General features: G+C 54.8%; 18 protein-coding genes. 6 read left to right on the top strand and 12 right to left on the bottom strand.

Annotation, left to right across the window (positions count from 1 at the left end):
* Positions 1 to 58 precede the first annotated feature (58 nt).
* The gene (locus tag CIK74_RS11625; RefSeq protein WP_096256383.1) at positions 59 to 1870 is read left to right on the top strand and encodes an AMP-dependent synthetase/ligase; all 1812 of its coding nucleotides are present in this window, start codon (positions 59 to 61) and stop codon (positions 1868 to 1870) included.
* Here CIK74_RS11625 and CIK74_RS11620 read toward each other — a convergent pair.
* Positions 1843 to 2388: a hypothetical protein gene (locus CIK74_RS11620; protein ID WP_096256382.1), complete on the bottom strand. Its 546-nt coding sequence runs from the start codon at positions 2386 to 2388 to the stop codon at positions 1843 to 1845. The genes CIK74_RS11625 and CIK74_RS11620 overlap by 28 nt on opposite strands.
* 213 nt (positions 2389 to 2601) lie before the next feature.
* Positions 2602 to 6054 (bottom strand): pyruvate carboxylase, encoded by a 3453-nt coding sequence (locus CIK74_RS11615; protein ID WP_096256381.1) that lies wholly within the window; start codon positions 6052 to 6054, stop codon positions 2602 to 2604.
* Positions 6055 to 6402: 348 nt separating this feature from the next.
* On the opposite strand from CIK74_RS11615, the gene CIK74_RS11610 reads away from it, so the two are divergent.
* A complete protein-coding gene (locus tag CIK74_RS11610; RefSeq protein ID WP_096256455.1) occupies positions 6403 to 7218 on the top strand; it encodes a ParA family protein in 816 nt (271 codons plus the stop codon).
* A 75-nt stretch (positions 7219 to 7293) separates the two neighbouring features.
* Here CIK74_RS11610 and CIK74_RS11605 read toward each other — a convergent pair whose 3' ends face one another.
* From CIK74_RS11605 to CIK74_RS11590, 4 genes are all read right to left on the bottom strand, one after another.
* Positions 7294 to 7884: a MerR family transcriptional regulator gene (locus tag CIK74_RS11605; protein WP_096256380.1), complete on the bottom strand. Its 591-nt coding sequence runs from the start codon at positions 7882 to 7884 to the stop codon at positions 7294 to 7296.
* A gap of 200 nt (positions 7885 to 8084) precedes the next feature.
* On the bottom strand, positions 8085 to 8567 hold the full coding sequence (locus tag CIK74_RS11600; protein WP_096256379.1) for a bifunctional nuclease family protein: 483 nt from the start codon (positions 8565 to 8567) through the stop codon (positions 8085 to 8087).
* Between the two features lie 40 nt (positions 8568 to 8607).
* Positions 8608 to 9363 carry a MerR family transcriptional regulator gene (locus tag CIK74_RS11595; RefSeq protein ID WP_096256378.1) on the bottom strand — a complete coding sequence of 252 codons (756 nt, stop codon included), beginning with the start codon at positions 9361 to 9363 and terminating at the stop codon, positions 8608 to 8610.
* 77 nt (positions 9364 to 9440) lie between these two features.
* Positions 9441 to 9893 (bottom strand): FHA domain-containing protein, encoded by a 453-nt coding sequence (locus CIK74_RS11590; RefSeq protein ID WP_096256377.1) that lies wholly within the window; start codon positions 9891 to 9893, stop codon positions 9441 to 9443.
* Positions 9894 to 10068: 175 nt separating this feature from the next.
* On the opposite strand from CIK74_RS11590, the gene CIK74_RS11585 reads away from it, so the two are divergent.
* Together CIK74_RS11585 and CIK74_RS11580 are read left to right on the top strand one after the other, a co-directional pair.
* Positions 10069 to 10653, top strand: coding sequence for a permease (locus tag CIK74_RS11585; RefSeq protein WP_096256376.1), 585 nt, complete (start codon positions 10069 to 10071; stop codon positions 10651 to 10653).
* A gap of 14 nt (positions 10654 to 10667) precedes the next feature.
* Entirely contained in the window at positions 10668 to 11027 is a 360-nt protein-coding gene (locus CIK74_RS11580) for a DUF488 family protein (RefSeq protein ID WP_096256375.1), read from the top strand.
* 220 nt (positions 11028 to 11247) lie between these two features.
* On the opposite strand, the gene CIK74_RS11575 is transcribed toward CIK74_RS11580, so the two are convergent.
* The 3 genes from CIK74_RS11575 to CIK74_RS11560 form a co-directional block, all read right to left on the bottom strand.
* Entirely contained in the window at positions 11248 to 13137 is a 1890-nt protein-coding gene (locus tag CIK74_RS11575; RefSeq protein ID WP_096256374.1) for an FAD-binding monooxygenase, read from the bottom strand.
* Positions 13138 to 14169: 1032 nt separating this feature from the next.
* A complete protein-coding gene (locus CIK74_RS11565) occupies positions 14170 to 15021 on the bottom strand; it encodes a PhzF family phenazine biosynthesis protein (protein ID WP_096256372.1) in 852 nt (283 codons plus the stop codon).
* Positions 15022 to 15327: 306 nt separating this feature from the next.
* Positions 15328 to 15822, bottom strand: a complete 495-nt coding sequence (locus tag CIK74_RS11560) for an ImmA/IrrE family metallo-endopeptidase (protein WP_096256371.1) — start codon at positions 15820 to 15822, stop codon at positions 15328 to 15330.
* Positions 15823 to 16363: 541 nt separating this feature from the next.
* On the opposite strand from CIK74_RS11560, the gene CIK74_RS11555 reads away from it, so the two are divergent.
* A complete protein-coding gene (locus CIK74_RS11555) occupies positions 16364 to 16582 on the top strand; it encodes a transcriptional regulator (protein WP_096256370.1) in 219 nt (72 codons plus the stop codon).
* A gap of 55 nt (positions 16583 to 16637) precedes the next feature.
* Positions 16638 to 17042 (top strand): hypothetical protein, encoded by a 405-nt coding sequence (locus tag CIK74_RS11550; RefSeq protein ID WP_096256369.1) that lies wholly within the window; start codon positions 16638 to 16640, stop codon positions 17040 to 17042.
* A gap of 54 nt (positions 17043 to 17096) precedes the next feature.
* Here the strand turns inward: CIK74_RS11550 and CIK74_RS11545 are convergent, their stop codons facing one another.
* The 3 genes from CIK74_RS11545 to CIK74_RS11535 form a co-directional block, all read right to left on the bottom strand.
* Positions 17097 to 17447 (bottom strand): hypothetical protein, encoded by a 351-nt coding sequence (locus CIK74_RS11545; protein WP_096256368.1) that lies wholly within the window; start codon positions 17445 to 17447, stop codon positions 17097 to 17099.
* A gap of 166 nt (positions 17448 to 17613) precedes the next feature.
* Complete coding sequence (locus tag CIK74_RS11540) at positions 17614 to 17970, bottom strand: hypothetical protein (protein ID WP_096256367.1); 357 nt, start codon at positions 17968 to 17970, stop codon at positions 17614 to 17616.
* Between the two features lie 78 nt (positions 17971 to 18048).
* Entirely contained in the window at positions 18049 to 18798 is a 750-nt protein-coding gene (locus tag CIK74_RS11535) for a peptidoglycan-binding domain-containing protein (RefSeq protein ID WP_141392938.1), read from the bottom strand.
* Between the last annotated feature and the right edge of the window lie 123 nt (positions 18799 to 18921).

Here is an 18921-nt window from a genome sequence, read left to right as displayed (position 1 = left end):
GTGACACAGCTTACGTATTGTCATAGCCCGCACACTTAGCACAGGAGATGAGTACCAGATGCGCGAATACAGCTCGCCACTTCGCATCCACTCGCCGGAAAATTCGAACATTACCGATCTGCTCCTAAGGCATGCTAATTCAGCAGCCAATCCGGCGCTCTTCTCGGTACCCGCTGCTAATGGGGATTGGCAGGACATCACCGCTTCACAGTTTGCCGCCGATGTCTCGGCAATCGCACGTGGATTTATTGCTTCGGGTATTGAGCAAGGTTCGCGTATCTGCCTAATGGCGCGCACTCGCTATGAGTGGACCCTCGTTGACTTCGCAATCTGGTACGCCGGTTGCATCACCGTACCGATCTATGAAACTTCCTCCCCCAGCCAGGTTGCCTGGATCATTGCCGACTCTGGCGCGCGCGCGGTGGTAGTGGAATCTGCCAACCATGAAAATGTTGTCCGTCAGGCGGCCCATCAAGAATCCTTAGACGAGCTGGACGAGGTGTGGCAATTTGACGCTGGCCTTGATGAGCTGCGCGAGCTCGGGAAAAACGTGAGCGATGAGCAACTCGAAGCGCGTCGATCCGCGGCTACGCTCAATGACGTAGCCACGGTAATTTATACTTCCGGGACTACCGGGCGCCCCAAGGGCTGCGAATTGACCCACGGCAACTTCGTTGAGCTTTCTGACAACGCTGCCGCGGAACTTCCTGAATGTGTCTACCCCGGCGCAGCGACCATCATGTTCCTGCCACTAGCGCACATCTTCGCCCGCTATATCTCGATATTGGCCGTTTCCGTTGGCTGCCGTGTCGGCCATACCCCAGACGTCAAAAACCTGCTGCCTGACCTCCAGTCATTTCAACCAAGCTTCATTCTCGCCGTACCCCGTGTGTTCGAAAAGGTATACAACTCAGCCATGCTGAAGGCCGAAGACGGCGGTAAGGGCAAGATCTTCCACGCTGGTGTTGACGTCGCAGTTGCTTATTCTCGCGCGCTGGAGAACGGCAATGTTCCACTAGTACTCAAAGCCAAGCACAAACTCTTTGATGTGTTGCTCTATAACAAGTTGCGCACCGCTATGGGTGGAAAAATTCGCTATGCAGTCTCCGGCGGCGCACCCCTGGGCCAGCGTCTAGGACACTTCTTTAACGGAATTGGCGTGACAATTCTCGAAGGTTACGGCCTGACCGAAACCACAGCTCCAATCAGCGTAAACACCCCCGGCAAGATCAAGATCGGCACCGTCGGTCGCCCATTGCCTGGCAACGCAGTCCGTATTGCAGAAGACGGCGAGATCCTGACCAAGGGTATTTGCGTGATGCGCGGTTACCACAACCGGCCAGATCTCGAAGCAGAAACGTTCACCGATGGCTGGTTCCGTACCGGGGACGTTGGTGAGCTCGATTCTGACGGGTTCTTGAAAATCACCGGCCGTAAGAAGGAAATTATCGTTACCGCCAGCGGTAAGAACGTTATTCCAGCACTACTCGAAGATCAGATTCGTGCCGACGCATTAGTTTCACAGTGCGTCGTCCTAGGTGACGGTCGCCCGTTCATCTCGGCACTAGTCACGCTGGATTCCGAGTCACTACCGGGCTGGCTGGAACGCAACAAGTTAGATAAGTCATTGACTATCGAACAAGCTGGAGAACTCGACGTGGTCAAGACTCATATTCAGTCGCTGGTCGACAAAGCGAACAAATCTGTGAGCCGCGCCGAAGCGATCAAGGCGTTCCGCATTGTGCCCACGGATTTCACCGAGACCTCCGGTCATTTGACCCCTTCGATGAAGATCAAGCGTGCTGTGGTGTTCAAGGACTACGAACAGGTCATTGACGAAATCTATTCGGCAGCCAAGCCAGTCGCATAGGTTAGCACCGCATCAGCAAGTGCCCACTGATCGTGGGATGAAGCGGCCCAGGGAAACCTGCGGCCGCTTTGTTGTACCCGCTCAGCAAAATCTAAGGGTAGGATCACACGTTCAAAAACTGGTGCGACAGTCCCTGATTTAGTTGATCCCAACTGCGCGTAAAGTAAGTTTTCTGCCAAACTTGTTTGCCCATTGAGCAAGAGCCATTGCACTAGATCCATGAGCGCGGGTTCTGCTTTCGCGGAGGTATCACCCAACACAACCAGAACGTCTGCTTTGGTAAAGTGCCCGGTCAACGCCGCTTGAACTCGTTCGGGGCCTGCTGCCCGAACCTGCGAAGACAACGAGAGCTCTTGAAATTGGGCTTGCAGGAAACCCGCGAGTGTTTCTGCCGGCAACGATGAGTCTAGGGCGAAAACACTAACGTTCAGGGATGCTCGTATTTTTCCTGCGGCGAGAGCTTTCGCCCGTAGCATTGCTGGTTTAAGTGTTACGTCCTGCTTGCGTGATAAACGCATCGCTCTCCTTGCCCAAGATTTGAGTTTAAACCGTTTCCTTGACGATTTCGAGGCCACCAGTGAGCATCGTTCCATAGATGCCCCAAGTGTTCCAGTTTGCTAGCCCGCAAAGTTGTACAAACATTGATATGTCATAACAATGGCGTGGCACCTAGGGAGCAATCCCTAGGTGCCACGCCATTGCAGTTTGGTAAACGCTACCTATACCGGCGTTTACTTAGGTTCAATAACCAGGAGCAAATCTCCACCCTGAACCTGGCTGGTTCCCTCGAAAGTCACCTGAGAAACGACGCCTGACGCATTAGTAGTAATGCCAGCTTCCATCTTCATCGCTTCGATGGTGGCTACCGATTGTCCGGACTCGACCAAGTCTCCGACCTTAACATTGATCGTCACCGCGCCAGCGAATGGCGCTGCCACGTGACCGGAGTTCTTCGGATCGGCCTTTGGCGCGCTCTTTACCGTTGATTCAACGGATTCATCGCGAACCTTAATCTGACGAGACTGACCATTGAGCGAGAACACCACAGTGCGCAGGCCCTTTTCGTCGGCTTCAGAAACCGAAATCAGCTTGACCAGCAAGCGGACACCGGTGCCAAGCGAAACCACGCGCTCCACGTCCGGGCTCAGCCCGAAGAGGTAATCACGGGTGTGCAATACCGAGAGGTCGCCGTAGTTCTCCACCGACTTTTCGAAGTCGCGAGTTGGACCAGCAAACAATAAGCGGTTCAGCGTCGCGCGGATAGTCTCGTCGTCGCTAGTCAGCGCCGCCAAGTCCTCATCCGAGAGCGCCTCTACGTGATTGCGCACAGTACGACCCTGTAATGCCTTGGTGCGGAACGGTTCTGGCCAGCCTCCAGGAGGGTTACCCAATTCGCCCGAAAGGAACTGGATGACCGAATCTGGGATGTCGAAGTTCTGCGGGTTGGATTCGAATTCAGCAGCCGGCACGCTGGAGCCGACGAGCTGGAGCGCTAGATCGCCAACCACCTTGGATGATGGGGTCACCTTCACTACGTTACCCAGCATGTCGTTGACCGACGCGTACATGGACTCAATGGCTTCGAAGCGTTCACCCAGTCCCAATGCAATGGCCTGCTGGCGCAGGTTTGAGAGCTGACCCCCAGGGATTTCGTGCTGGTAAACGCGTCCGGTGGGAGCCGGTAGTCCGGATTCGAATGGCTTGTACATGGCGCGCACAGCTTCCCAGTAAGGCTCTAGGGAGGCAACTGCAGCCAGTGATAGGCCAGAATCGCGTTCGGTGTGCTCCAAGGCAGCGACCAATGCCGAAGCCGATGGCTGGCTGGTAGTGCCTGCCATCGCTGCCGAGGCAACGTCTACCGCATCCACGCCAGCCTCGATGGCTGCCGTAAGGGTAGCCATCTGGCCACCAGCAGTATCGTGGGTGTGCAGGTGAACCGGCACGTCGAAACGTGCTCGCAAGGCGGTGACAAGCTTCTTCGCCGCAGCAGGACGAAGCAGGCCGGCCATATCCTTGATGGCGATGATGTGTGCGCCAGCATCGATGATCTGCTGAGCTAGATTCAGGTAGTAATCCAGCGTGTATAGCTTCTCATTGGGATCAAGCAGGTTGCCGGTGTAGCACAAGGCCACTTCTGCGACCGCGGTTCCGGTTTCACGGACCGCCTTGATAGCCGGAGCCATCTGCTCCACGTCGTTCAGTGCATCGAAGATACGGAAGATATCGACGCCACTCTTAGCTGCCTGCTTCACAAAGGCATCGGTCACCTCAGTTGGGTACGGAGTGTAACCAACGGTGTTACGACCACGAAGAAGCATCTGCAATGGAATATTCGGCAGTTCGGCGCGCAGTAGCTCCAAACGCTTCCATGGATCTTCACCTAGGAATCGCAGCGATACATCGTAGGTTGCCCCGCCCCAGACCTCCATGGAGAACAACTGCGGCACGGTGTGTGCATACGCAGGAGCGGCCGCAAGCAGATCACGGGTACGAACACGTGTTGCTAGCAACGATTGATGGGCGTCACGGAAAGTGGTGTCGGTGATACCCACCGCGGTTGAATCGCGCAGCGCCTTGGCAAAGCCTTCAGGACCCAGGTCGATAAGTTTCTGGCGCCAGCCAGCTGGCGGTGTTACCGACTTCGAAGGGCCATCAAATGGCGAGCGCTCAGGCTCTGAGGCTTTGTCGCCTGGGAAACTTGGAAGCTTTTTACGAGGATCAATGCCATCGATGCGTTCGCCGTTGGGCTTATTGACAGTTACGTGCGCCAAGTAGTTAAGCGCCTTGGTACCGCGGTCCTGAGATTCATTACCGGTCAGCAGGTCCGGACGCGAGTCAATGAAGTCTGTGGCGACATCGCCGGCGATGAACTGCGGATCGTTCAAAACGTTCTGAATGAACGGGATGTTGGTCGCAACGCCACGTACGCGGAATTCAGCGAGAGCTCTGCGTGCACGTGCCACGGCAGTGGCGTAATCGCGGCCACGGCAGGTGAGCTTGACCAGCATCGAGTCAAAGTGCGGTGAAACTTCAGCACCGGTGTAAATCGTGCCGCCGTCTAGACGCACGCCAGAACCACCGGCAGAGCGGTAAACAGTAATTGTTCCAACGTCCGGGCGGAATCCATTAGCCGGATCCTCGGTAGTGATACGAGACTGGATGGCCCAACCACGAACTTGAATGGTGTCCTGGCTGATATCCAGGTCGCTCAGGGTTTCGCCTGCGGCAATGCGCATCTGGGCCTGGACCAAGTCAATATCGGTGACTTCTTCAGTCACCGTGTGCTCTACCTGGATACGTGGGTTCATTTCGATGAACACGTGCTGTCCGGCACGCTCACCGACGGTATCCACCAAGAATTCCACGGTACCGGCGTTCTGGTATCCCAGAGCCTTAGCGAACTTAACCGCATCGCGGAATAGAGCCTGCCGGATCGAATCATCGAGGTTTGGAGCGGGCGCAATCTCCACAACCTTCTGATGACGACGCTGCAAGGAGCAATCACGCTCATGCAGGTGGACCACGTTGCCCTGTTCGTCGGCGAGGATCTGAACTTCAATGTGACGCGGACGAAGTACTGCCTGCTCTAGGAAAACTGTGGGATCGCCGAAAGCCGTACCGGCTTCGCGCATTGCCGCGCCCATCAGCTCTGGTAAGTCTTCGCGCTTGTCCACACGGCGCATACCGCGCCCACCGCCACCGGCAACTGCCTTGACGAAGATTGGGAAACCAATACGGTCAGCTTCGGCTAATAGGAAGTCCACATCGTCGCTTGGCTCCGAGGATTCCAGCACGGGAATGCCTGCCTTGCGTGCAGCCTTCAGCGCTGCGACCTTATTACCAGCTAGCTCAAGAACGTCCGCCTTTGGACCAATGAACTTAATGCCGCTTTCTGCTGCCTTGCGTGCCAGGTCTGGGTTTTCCGAGAGGAAACCATAGCCTGGGTAAATAGCATCTGCGCCGGCTTCTTTGGCGACGCGAATGATTTCGTCAATGTCCAGGTAAGCGCGAACAGGGTGTCCCTCTTCGCCAATCTGGTAGGCCTCTCCAGCCTTCTGCCGGTGGATCGAGTTTCGGTCTTCATATGGGTAGACGGCAACCGTTTTAGCGCCGAGTTCGTATCCAGCGCGGAAAGCACGAATTGCAATCTCACCGCGGTTGGCGACCAAGATCTTCTCAAACATATTTTCCCTACATCGATTCAGCACACCCGTTTGGGTTCGGATTCGCGTCCACATATGGACGCTTCATCTCGTATTACCCGGGTGCGGGGCTTCGCATAACGGATATTTTTAACCGCTGCTGTGGATACCCTACCGTGATCGGGTACACAATTACCAAACATTTCGCCCTGTGGTCTGACCACAAACTTAACTAGACAATTTATGGATCTTTTTTGGCATAGGTACATTCGTGCTAAAAATCCCACGTTGCGGAGTCGGGGAATTACCGCTTGGCACACTATGATAAAGGGAGACTAAATATTCGGTGGGACACATAATCAGCGAACAGTGAAAGGCGTGGTCTGGTCCGTGCATGTAGTGAGCATCAGCAGCCTCAAGGGTGGCGTAGGAAAAACCTCCGTAACACTCGGATTGGCCTCAGCAGCACTCGCAGCCGGAATTCCGACGCTCGTGATCGACTTAGATCCGCACGCGGACGCGAGCACTGGCTTGGGAGTACGAGTAAACGGTAAGCAGCCAATTGGGCAAATGCTCAAGAACGTTCGCCGTGCACGCCTACAGGACAATGTCGCAGCAAGCGCATGGCAGTCCAAAGCGGCCGAAAAGAAATCGCGGACACGTATTCCTGTACTAGATGTTGCCGTCGGCGATGCCTTTACCGGAATTTATGACCGTCCGGATTTACGTACTCGTGACTTACGCCGTCTGTCCCAGTTATTGAGTCGCACTAGCGGTTACCAGCTTGTTCTTATCGACTGCCCACCTTCGCTAAACGGTCTAACCCGCATGGCATGGAGCGCGTCGGACCAACTATTGCTCGTTGCCGAGCCAAGCTTATTCTCCGTTGCGGGAACGGAACGAACCCAGCGTGCCTTGGAACTATTCCGCCGCGAATTCGCTCCATCGCTAGGCCCCGTCCGTGTTGTCGCGAACCGAGTGCGTAAAGACTCCGCAGAGCATACATTCCGTCTCAACGAAATGCGTCAAATGTTCGGCGACTCAATGGTGAAGCCGGAAATTCCTGAGCACCCTGAGTGGCAGCAGATCCAGGGCGCCGCTTATTCGGTGCATCAGTGGCCAAGTAAGGCCACTGCGCCCATGCTTGGCCAGTTCGATGCATTACTCAAGGAACTCATGTCGGCTGCACCCACGCCAAACAGCTAGAGACACCACTTATACATAAAAAGCTTCGGCTCTAACCNNGGTTAGAGCCGAAGCTTTTTGTTTCTAATTAAGTATTTAGCCGACGTTCCGAGCGGCCTTTGCCGCACGGCGAGCAGAGAGCTCGTCGGTAGCCAATTGATCACTGGTACTTTCGGACGGAAGCGCCGCCAATGATCCCTCGACCTCACGCCAGACTCGGCCCACAGCAATGCCGAAGACCCCTTGCCCAGCTTGAACCAGGTCAATTACTTCATCGGCACTGGTGCATTCGTAGACCGATGCTCCGTCACTCATCAAAGTAATTTGCGCCAGATCTTCAACTCCACGTTCACGAAGATGGCTGACTGCGGTCCGAATTTGTTGCAAAGAAACCCCGGTGTCCAAAAGTCGCTTGACTACTTTCAAGACCAGAATGTCGCGGAAGGAGTAGAGTCGCTGTGTGCCCGAGCCTTTGGCACCGCGCACTGCTGGTTCAACCAGACCTGTTCGGGCCCAGTAATCAAGCTGACGGTAGGTAATCCCGGCCGCCTTGCACACTACCGGTCCACGGTAACCAGCATGTTCATCGAGTTCAGGTAGATCATCGGTGAAGAGCAAGCCTTGAGTATTGGATCGCTGAACGCCACCGGTGGTCCCAAGACGAGGACCGGTCTGGCTAGACTCCATCCAAATACTCCTAGTGTGTAAGCAAAATCCATTGAGAGATGAGAGATTTCCAAGCGACTGATAGGTGCGAGTGATGGCGAACCATGGATCGGTCAACAGGAATTTTCCCTATGCTTCGACGGTACGGCCATAAGGGGCTTTGGTCAAAGACCTTCAAGCTTAACTTTAAGGCGTGTCGCTTTTGAGACTTGCATGCTGGGTTAGGCGGAGAAATCCTCAGGATCAATATTGTCCAGAAACTCCCTGAATTCACGCATTTGCGCTTCGGGCAGCTCTTCATCTTCCGACTCAATTTCAATGGCTACTCCCGCAGATTCCATGACCTCTTCGGTGCAAAGAATCGGGCACTGAGCGCGGACCGCTAAAGCAATGGCATCCGATGATCTAGAATCCACACGTTTGCCATTTGAGAGCACAAGTTCCGCCGTGAAAATCGCGTTTTGCACCGAGACGATTTCAACTCGCTGTAGGCTCACTTCGAGCGCTTCCAGTAAGTTGATCAGTAAATCATGTGTCATCGGCCTTGGCGGCGTTAAGCCCTGTTCAGACATGGCTATCGCAGAGGCTTCGGGTGCCCCGATCCACAGCGGAAGATAGAGATTCTGTTCATGACGCTTTAACAGCAGAAGCGGCTGGTTCGAAGGAAGTTGGATTCGAATCCCGGCAAACTCTAGTTCAAGCATGGACTCCCCCTAGTGTTGCGAACTCGTTGCTAAGCTCAGCCTAGCGATCAAGTTGTGAAATCGCACGCTGCACCAGCGCCTCATGCAATTCAAGGCACTGACGAGATATTTCTTGGGCCTCTTCAGCGGCTCTAGCACGCGCCGAAACTTCAGGCTTTTTCAAGTCCGCACCAATGATTGATTCGATGAGCGAGAATTCGCGCTCGGCAGCCGTACGGAACTGTCGCAGGTGACGTGGTTCAATTCCGTGATTTGAGAGCTCGACGGCAGACTTCGTGACTCGCACGCTATGCGAATCGAACCGACCCGATTCCGGCTCTATCAAGCCAAAATTAACTAGTTCGTTAACTAGTTCCTCGCTCGCAGCGGTCAGCCCGCACAACTCAGCTAGCGAAACCGGACGGGAATGCCGATCGATTGCTTCAGCCATCTCGCTGTTAACTGCCTGTGGTGCTGCTGGAGCGCCTCCTGGAAGCGCTGCAGGAGCTTCCCCGCGATCGATCGCGTCCAGGTGATCTTTGATGACCTTCAATGGCAGGTATTGATCCCGCTGGACCGAGAGGATAAAGCGCAGTCGGCTGACATCTGAAGCTATGTACTTACGGTATCCCGCCGAGGTGCGTTGCGGAATAATCAAACCTTTGTCCTCTAAGAAACGAATTTTGGAGGCAGTAACTCGAGGAAACTCATCTTTTAGCTCGGAGAGCACTTCGCCAATGTTCAGTGCTGCCGTTCTCACGTTCTCGTGGCGAACTGCCTCGAGTCGTGGGCTACGGGCTGCATCAAAGACTGGCAAAGGAGAGGCTCCTCAAATTGTTAGGTTGAAAGATAGCCCGAACCGCAGGCCACCAGGAAACTAGTTCAGTACCTAGCTTAAACGTTTGGCACGCTCTGGTAGAAATTGAGTCGGAATTTACCGATCTGCACCTGTACCGCATTGGCTAGAGTCACCGAATCAATACGATCACCATTGATGTAGGTTCCGTTTAGCGACCCAATGTCGCTGAGCGTAAATCCCTGGCCAACGCGCTCAAATTTTGCATGACGACGGGAAACAGTCACATCATCTAGAAAAATATCGGCATCCGGGTGACGACCAGCGATATTCGAATCCGTATCCAACAAGAAGCGCGCACCTTTGTTTGGCCCGGTATGGGCAATCAACAAGGCGGATCCCGCAGGAAGAGCTGCGACCGCAGTACGTTCATCATCCGACAATGGATAGATTACCGAGGGCTCTGCAGACTTGTGAGCCGCCGGCAAAGAGATATTGGTCGTTTCGGAGGCAGACTCGATATGCGGGTCAACCGGCCCATGTTCAGACATTTGGGGTCCTCCAAGAAAATTTGCTCTCAAGCTTGCGCTTGACGACCTTTAGGTAAACGGGTGATCAATGCTTTACACCAGACTATCTCCAGATTAGCCTACTCAGCGCCCAAGAGATAACACGATATTACAAATTTTTGAGGCTCGGCATGCTCAAACGTGCAATGATTCCTGCATGGAAGAGAAAACGCGCTCTGCGAGTGGCCCAACAAGCAATGAAGCCAAGACTCCTAGACCACGCTCAAATTGGAAAGTTCGATTGCTTCTAGGCGTAATTGCACTTGTCACCCTGCTAGTCATTTACGCGATCGCTACGATTTTCATGCCTGTTTGGTGGGCTACTAAAATTTCCAGCCATAATGCAGGTTCCGCGACCGGAGGCTGGATTTCAGGATTCTCCATCGGCTTCGTTTTTACGTTAATTCCAATTCTGGTACTTTGGCAGGTTCGTTACCGGAAGTTGAGCTGGCGGTGGCGCGGGGTAATCGCAATATTAGCGGTTGTTCTCGCTTTACCTAATTGGCTCACCCTTGGGATCTTCTGGAATCCCTCGGATGCGGCGCAGAAGGCACAGGCCATCTTGAATACCGGGGCAACTTGGTTCGGCGGCGCCACGCTCGTTGGTGCGATAAGCGCCGCGGTCATCGCTATGATCCTTGTCATTATCTGGCTGGTCTTCCGTCGACGAGGTGCACGCATCAGAGTTCTAGAAGCGCAACAGAAGTCACCGCTAGACTCCACAACTCATGACTACGACTAAGGAGAGGGACGACAATGACTGAAATTCGACTCAAACGTGCCTATGTAGCTGCTGAAGAAGCTGACGGCTACCGGATCTTGGTTGATCGCTTATGGCCACGAGGACAGACCAAAGAAGTACTCAAGTTGGACCGTTGGGCAAAAGGCATCGCACCTTCTAGCGAACTGCGTAAGGCGTGGCATCATGATGCAGACAGATTTCCGGAATTTGCGGAGCATTATCGTCAAGAGCTCAACCAGAATCCTGCTGTCGACGAGTTCTTAGAACTTGTCGAAGTGCAACCGATAGTCACCCTCGTCTATGCGGCCAAAAATGTAGAAATCAACCATGCGATGGTGCTTCGTGACTTTCTGCGTGAACAGCTGACTCAGTAGCTTCATCCGTTGTTTTCGTTAGCGGAACAAAACAGACTCCGTCAACGCAGGCCATCTCGGATTCCGAGACTTGTTGAAGATCAAATTTGAATTCCATGAGTTCTCCTCTAGGGCTACTTCCTACCCAAGTAGAACGACAAAATAGCCTCTGGTATTCCGCAAGCCAAACAATTACCCTGCCACAAGAATGCGTGACAGGGCAATTGAATAACGTTCGAGACTAGATTTGCGGGAGCAAGACTGCGTCAAAGAAAGTTGCCAGATCGGTGCGAGCATCTAATGGCAAAACATTAGCTACATACTGGTCTGGACGCACGATTACAATCGCACCGTTCCGCGAGATCTCACGCTGCTCGTAGATATCGTTACCGTCGAGCACGGCATAGACCTTTTCGTAGTCCATCAGTCCAAACGTGCCGTGGTTCGGGCGGAACACCTTCGGTGCGTCGTTGTGGTTGAAAGTGGTGTAGTCCTGCTGGTAAACGACCTTTACGTCGAAAAGCGAGTCAATGTCAGCGTCAGCCGGGGTGTATTTAACAACTGGCGACTCTGGCGATTCAAGTAACCACTTCGATAATTCGCTCACCTTAGATTCAGCGCCCGCTACAGACTGATCTGCGAAGACATAGATTCGGTAACGTCCGTCGGCACGGTGGTGGTGGCCCAAATGCACCGGATTATTGTCACCTAGACGCATGACCTCGGCGGACTTAAAGCGCTTGCCAATCGGGAAGCCCTTGGCCAAATGCTGGTGGTCCTTGGAACCGGTCAACTCAGACGGGGCGTATTCGGTCATGAAGCCTGCAGGGAATTCAGCGGTGCGCACGTAGAATTCCGCGACGCCTTCTTTGCCTTCGAGATCTTCAGGCATTGCGGCCATCAGCGAGGACCACTGCTTATCAAAGTCGATCAGGTTCTTTGCGATGACTTGGCGTTCCGACGAGTAGGTGCGCAGCAGGCTTTCGGGCGCCCGTCCGGACAGGACGTAGCCGATCTTCCATGCCAGGTTAAAACCGTCCTGCATGGAAACGTTCATTCCCTGACCGGCCTTGGCCGAGTGCGTATGGCAAGCATCGCCGGTAATGAAGACGCGTGGCTCGCGGGTGCCAATTTCCTCGACCGGCACATCGTCGAAACGGTCGGTCAGACGGTGGCCCACTTCGTAGACGCTGTGCCAGACAACGTTTTTCACGTCCAGCGTGTAGGGACGCAGGATTGCCTTGGCGTGCTCGATGATCGCTTCCAGCGGAGTCTCGCGGACCTTGCCGTTGTCACCTTCGGGAACTTCGCCCAGATCAACGTAGAGGCGGAAGAGCTGTCCGCCTTCACGCGGGATCAGCAGGATTGAGCCGGCGTTGGAGTGGATGGCGCTTTTGGTGCGCACGTCGGGGAAGTCGGTCAGTCCGAGGGTGTCCATGACGCCCCATGCGTGGTTGGCCTTGTCCCCGGTGAGCTTGGCGCCGATGGAGCGGCGCACATTGCTTCGGGCTCCGTCGGAGCCGACGACGTATTTCGCGCGGACGACGCGCTCGATGCCGCTGTTATTCTCGCCGCATCCGACCAAGGTGACCTTAACCGGATATTCTGCACCGTCTTCGACTTCCAGTACTTTGAAGTCCCATCCGTAGTCCGGGGTGATTCGTGCCGGTGAGTTCGCGGCGAACTCGGCGAAGTAGTCGATAACTCGCGCCTGGTTGACCACCAGGTGCGGGAATTCGCTGACGCCGCTGGGATCATCAGCGGTGCGGTCGGTGCGGATAGTGTTTTCCGGGTTCCGCGGATCAGGATTCCAGAAGGTGGTTTCCTTGATGATGTAGGCCTCAGCTGTGATGTGCTCAGCGAACCCGAAGGCCTGGAAGGTTTCGACGGTGCGCGACTGGATGCCGTCGGCCTGACCAATCTGAAGTCTGCCCGGGCGGCGGTCGATGATCCGGGTGTGAACGTCGGGGAACTGCGAAAGCTGGGCAGCAGTGATGATACCGGCTGGGCCTGCGCCAACAATCAACACGTCCATCACGTCAGGCAGTTCCTCGGGACGGCTTAGGCCGGTTCCGGCAGCTGGTTGGACCCGCGGATCCGCGGAAACATATCCATTGTGGTGAAACTGCACAGCTTCATCCTCACTTCTCTGTGAAACGCTTAGACTCAAAATTCATGTGTTCGATAATAGAACATCAGATTCGCATATCGCACACTAACTATAAGTGCATTGTGAACACCGACACAAGCCCGCATTGTTTGTGTCTCATCTTTTCCGAAGTCAGCATCCCAAAATCAAATAAATAGCACCACGGTGACTCTCAATGTTGCCCCAGGAGAAAGGCATATGCCTGCGCGTGTGCATCACTGATGCTTGTCAGCCCGTGGTCACTACACCGCCAGCGCTTACCGTGAGCCGTTAAACATGAGAGTGCTCCATGAGGTTCTGTTGCCAACGCCGATGGTGAGTTACCTTGATTACGGTTCAGGCATAATCCGTCAACGCGTCCTCCACCCGTTCCACCAGCTCCGGCGATAGAAGGTTTGTTGGTTCGTCTAATAGCAGCAGATCCGCACCGCTGGATAAGGCGACGGCCAATTCCAGCTTTCGCGGTTGACCTGCCGAGAGGCTTCCTGGGTGCCGAGTGAAATCCTGCGGTTCAAAAAGCCCCAGCTGCGCTAAACGCAGCTATGCGTGAGGCAGGTATGCGTCAGTTGCCAAGGCAAAAGATTCCACCAAACTGTCCCCTGGGAGAATTCGCAATTCCTGTCGAAGCCATCGCACACTCAGTTCCGGTGCGTAAAAAGTTATTCCGCCGTCCACCGCTGGCTCTCCGGCAAGTACCCTCCATAAGGTAGTTTTTCCGGCAGCGTTTGCTCCTGAAACCAGCCACCGTTCACCCACCCGAATAGTCAACTTGTTTATGCACGGTTTGGGAGAGTGCAACCGTGCCTAATTCCGTGTCGAGTTGTGCTGCGTGGACGGGTACAGAAACTCCTGGTGGCTCCATGCATATTTGGTGCCGATGCTGCGTGCCGATAGAAGTGTTGGCGATAACCGGTGAACCAGCGTCATGGTTGCAGTGGAAGGACGAGATCTTCATTTGACGCAAGCGCGGACCTAGCGCCGAAAGCACATCGGCCCGTGTTCTTAGCTGAGTGATCAGAGGTCGATCTGCCCCGCGATGGCCACGTGAGTTGCGCCGCCAACCCAGACTTTGCCGTCGGCGACGGAAATTTCGAGACGGCCACGTCGATCCATCGCAGTTCCCTGCCGAACCGAGTACGGTGCCCGAGCACGATCGGTATCCAGCATCCATGCGGCGGCTGCCGCGTTGAAACTTCCCGTCACCGGATCCTCCCGCATGTCGAAGCCGTCTTCGGTGAAGAAGGTGCGCACTTCAAAGTCCTCCCCGGTCGGACTCTCCCCCGGCTCCAAGGCGCCGATGACACCGATATTCCAATTCCCTGGATGGCCGGCAGCGTTGGGGGCCAGCTCCAAGACCGTTGCCGCGTCGGCGAGCTGCAGCCCTACCCAACCCGGGCCGTTGTCCATCCACTGGGCGGCGAGCACGCTATCGGCGGCGACGCCCAGGATCTCGATGACCTGGGCTAGGTAGCCGGGTTCAACGTCGCCGGTGCGGGTAGCGGGAGGAGAGACGAAACTGAGCAGGTCTTCCTCGATTCGGATCGGCACGAGACCGGCCTCGCATTCGGCAATAATCAGTCCCTCCTGGCGCGGCACACCGCCCTGGTCCAGCCACGCACGTGCGGTTCCCAACGTGGGGTGTCCAGCAAATGGAAGCTCGGTGCTCAGGCTGAAAATTCGGAAACGATAGTCGGCTTGCCCCGTGGAGGGCGGGTAGACAAAGGTGCACTCCGACAAATTTGACCACACCGAATAATCGCGCAGGTCATCGTCGCTCAATCCCATCGCGTCCAGAACGACGCCTACCGGATTGCCCTTATAGTGCTGTACGCCGAAAACATCGACCTGTCGAAAATTGCGCAGCATGAGTTGAGACCTTTCACCCGAGTATAAAAAATAGTAGCGAAAGCGGTACTCACCTGCGAATCGACATGACAAAACCCCGGCGAAAACGAATTTTTCGCCGGGGTTTTGAACTGGTCGGGCTAGCGGGATTTGAACCCGCTTTTGAAGGTCGATTTAGCCCCGAAATCTCGCGGTTTTCGCTTATTTCTGCGGAACAATAGGAACGACCGAAGCCATCAAAATCATCGGTTTAAAAAATCCGTGTCCAATGGACACACGCCTAATGCCCGTGCGGGTCTTGCCATTGAGTGAAGTCCTGCTTCGAAGTCACGTCGGGTTTATACTTAGTCGCTCAAGGCGCTTATTCATTGCTGGAACAGATACCCCGAATTCTCGGGCCATCTCTGGCGCAGATTTACCCATGTGTCTCATGTTTGCGATAGATGATTTTGGCATCAGCAGAGCGCCCGCAAATTCATCAGCGTAGAACTCGTGCAGGTCGTAGGATTTCCCGCGGGCATCTGCGAATGAGTAATCATCATCCTTGGCGATTGATGAACGTTCTACGACGTGCCCCAATTCGTGCGCCCAGGTGAACCGTCGGCGGGTTGCCGGGTCATTGATATTCAAAACAATTTCGGCGTTCGAGTGTGGTTTTTTTACCACAATTCCTGATAGTCCTGGGGCCATGATGGATTCGCGTTTGACGGCCTCTAGGGCCTCGGTGATTGGCCCTAGCTTGACTGGTAGGTATCCGTCCCAGTAGGCATTGAGGAGTTGGTCGGCTTCGCGGCGCGCCGCTTGCCATGCAAGTTCTGCCATGTATGCCACCTCCCGGCGGTTGTTTAATCAAGAGGAAAGTTACCCACAGGGCATGTGGATAAAGCTGTTGATACTTTCATTCTATGCCAACTTCATTTCAAAGCCTAGATGACATTACCGACATGCTAGCAACTTTTCGTAATTTGAGTCCCAGTCCGCGTGCAATTCATAAATATAGGTGCAAGGTTTGCACATTGGAATCTTAGCGTGTAGAATTAATATCAGAAAGGAGGTACAGAGTGGATCAAATTGGAGCACTCCTAGCAGGACTAGGAATCTTCCTCGGAGGACTTGCAAGACTGATAACAGCCACTAAGTCTAAGAAGAAGAAAAAGTAAAGGTGAACCCCGGCTAGATGAAGTAGCCGGGGGTCACCCTCCAATCCACTTTGACACATTATGGACAAAACAGGAATCGCACTCGTTGCGATAGCAGTAATCGTTTTCTTCCTACCGGTAGCCGCGCTAGTGAAGCTCCTACTGGGAGTTGGCGCGCTTCTCATTGGCGTTTCGATGATCATTCGGGCGGTGAAGACAAAGAAATGACCATCCGTTACCTAACAATTGCGGGCATCGCGAACCGGCTCGGCATCTCTCCTACGACGGCCAAGAAGTATGCAGACGAGGGGAGGTTGCCGGACCCGGACGCGGTGACCGGAGATGGGCCAAAGAGTGTGCGAGGCTGGCTCCCTGAGACTATCGAAGCTTGGAACGCCGCCCGCCCTGGCCATGGTGGACGGCCTCCGAAAGCGACCGCCTAGCAAACTGTCTGATTGCCCCGCTACACTTTGTATAAATACCGTTTGGAGATTCCTTGTGAAACGTCTTGCCCCGCTCGCTCTTATTGCCGCACTCGCGCTCACTGGGTGTGCTCCAAAGGCTTTAGAGGTTACGCCCGGCCCGTCGGTCATGCCAGCGACAAAAGAGATTAGCGGGGAAGACGCTAGACAGGCCTGGGCAGACGAACAAATCACCGATTGGCTGAGTGCAAACGGCGCACGAAGCATTGACGCACTATTTTCCCCCTATAGTCACGTCGATTCATGGGAATCATTAGAAAATGGTGAACTGATCGTTCACACCAAGGACGGCGCGCATGACGAGGTTGCGCTAGGAATGATCGCGTCTGACATTCTCCACGGAACCAGCGAAAACATGCGAAAAGTAACCGTTATAAATGAATTCGGAAAACTTGACGCAAGCTACGAGCGCATTGACTAGTTAAACGCAAAAGTCGCCCCTAAGTGATCCAGCAATCACTTAGGGGCGAATTTTTTAGCGTACCGAGTTCATCCAACGCTGGATTACTTTAGTCATTCCTGAAGTAGGCCATGACAAGGGTGGATGGATGTAGTGCCAGCCTGTCGCCGCATGGATGTACGACGTTAGTGCACCCCAGGTCCGCTCTCCGGCGTTGCCGTCAACCGCGTAGGTGTAGTAACCCTTATTCTTCAGGAAGTACTGCAACGCAAGGGCGGTGTAGTAGCCCCAGATCCCATCACAGGAGCGCTGGTAAAGTCCACCAGCCTTATATTTCAAAAAGTACTGCATTGCATAGATGGTGAACTTGCCGAACTTTCCATCAATTAGCAAGGCTTTCTTTGGGTAATCTGTCATTGAAGCCATGATTGTTGCTCCTTTCTGCCCGTTTTTGGGCGGTAAAAAGCCCTGCGCCACGTTGACGCAGGGCATGAAAAAACCTTGCGAGCGTGTGGCTTGCGAGGTGGATTTAGAGCTAAGTGATAGTAAGGAATCGCCTTACTATCACTTAGGGTCGGCCATTGCCGAGAAACTAGATGATCTTCCAGCGCTTATCGTCTGGCCCTTCGCCCTCGTTGTAGCGGGCGGGGTCGGCGGTCGTGGCCTCATGTGCAGGCGCGACCGGATAAGCGGTCTTGGCCTCGCGGGCTGCGCGCTGCAGCGTCTGTTCGAACGTCTTGGAAACGTCCACATTGCCCGCAGCGACGAAACCGAACGCACCACCGATCACGCCGAGTACAGCACCGCCACCAACAGCCCAAAGCGGGGCGGGTGCTTGGACAGCAGCGCTGTAGGCGAGGATTGCCGACTGTGCCAGCGACAGCACGCCGAAGCCGATGTACAGCGCGTTGCGGATCTGCGCAGGAATGAGTTGAGTCCAGTTCTTCATTGGGAAATCCAATCTGTTTGTGGGTATGGAAACGCCGCCCGTGAATGGCCACGGGCGGCGGAGGAAGGGCAGAGCGACCTACTGGCCGTTCTGCTGGTTCAAATAGCGCTGGAACGCTTCGACCGTGGCCGGTCCAAACTTGCCGTCAATCAGCCACTTCGAAGCCGGGTAAAGCCCCTTCTTACGGAGGAACTGCTGCAGGGCAAGATAGGTGTAGTAACCCGGCTTGCCGTCGATGGCACGCTTGTAATAGCCATGACCGTGGAGCCAGGTCTGCACGGCCTTCCAGGTCATTGGACCGGCCTTGCCGTCCACGATGCCGGGGTAGGTGCCAATGGCACGCATGACGATTTGCACGGCTTCAATGGTTCGCTTGCCCATGACGCCATCCAGTGCCAAGTCTTTGTAATCGGTTGGCTGCTTGGTGTGCACTGGCTTGGAATTCGAGCCGGTAGGCTTCACGTCGCCGTAGCCCCACGCGTGGCCGGATTCGGCTGCGTTGGTGTGCTTGATAGAAACGTGAATATGCTGCCGGTGCATGTTCGAACCCGTGTACTTGCGCCAGCGGGTGCCGCCCCAGATCCGGCCTTCGTAGATCACGTAGGAAACGCGGGGGTCCTTGGTGACGATGGCCAGCAGTGCCGCGGTGTCGATGCCGTCTTCGTCAATGTCGATAGCGCGGACCACTCCCCCATCTGCATAATCGGGGTTGTGGTCGGACACGCGGGCGTTGTGCGCGGCATCGCCGATCCAGCCATCGCTGGACTTGTCGCGATTCGGGTAAGCATCGTTGATTTCATCGCGCAGCTGCTTTAAAGATGGTGCCAAGTAATACGACACTTTGAACTCGCTTTCCGCCCAGTTTTGGGCGTAGAAAAAGCCCCGGCGCGTTTGCGCTAGGGCATAAAAAAACCGCCTCGGGGGCGGTCTAGTGAACTGGTCCCCGAAAGT

Source organism: Glutamicibacter sp. BW77 (assembly GCF_002332285.1).
In the GTDB taxonomy this organism is placed as follows: Bacteria; Actinomycetota; Actinomycetes; order Actinomycetales; family Micrococcaceae; genus Glutamicibacter; species Glutamicibacter bergerei.
The sequence above is the reverse complement of the archived record's forward strand: the minus strand, read 5'-3'. Positions and strand labels throughout refer to the sequence as shown.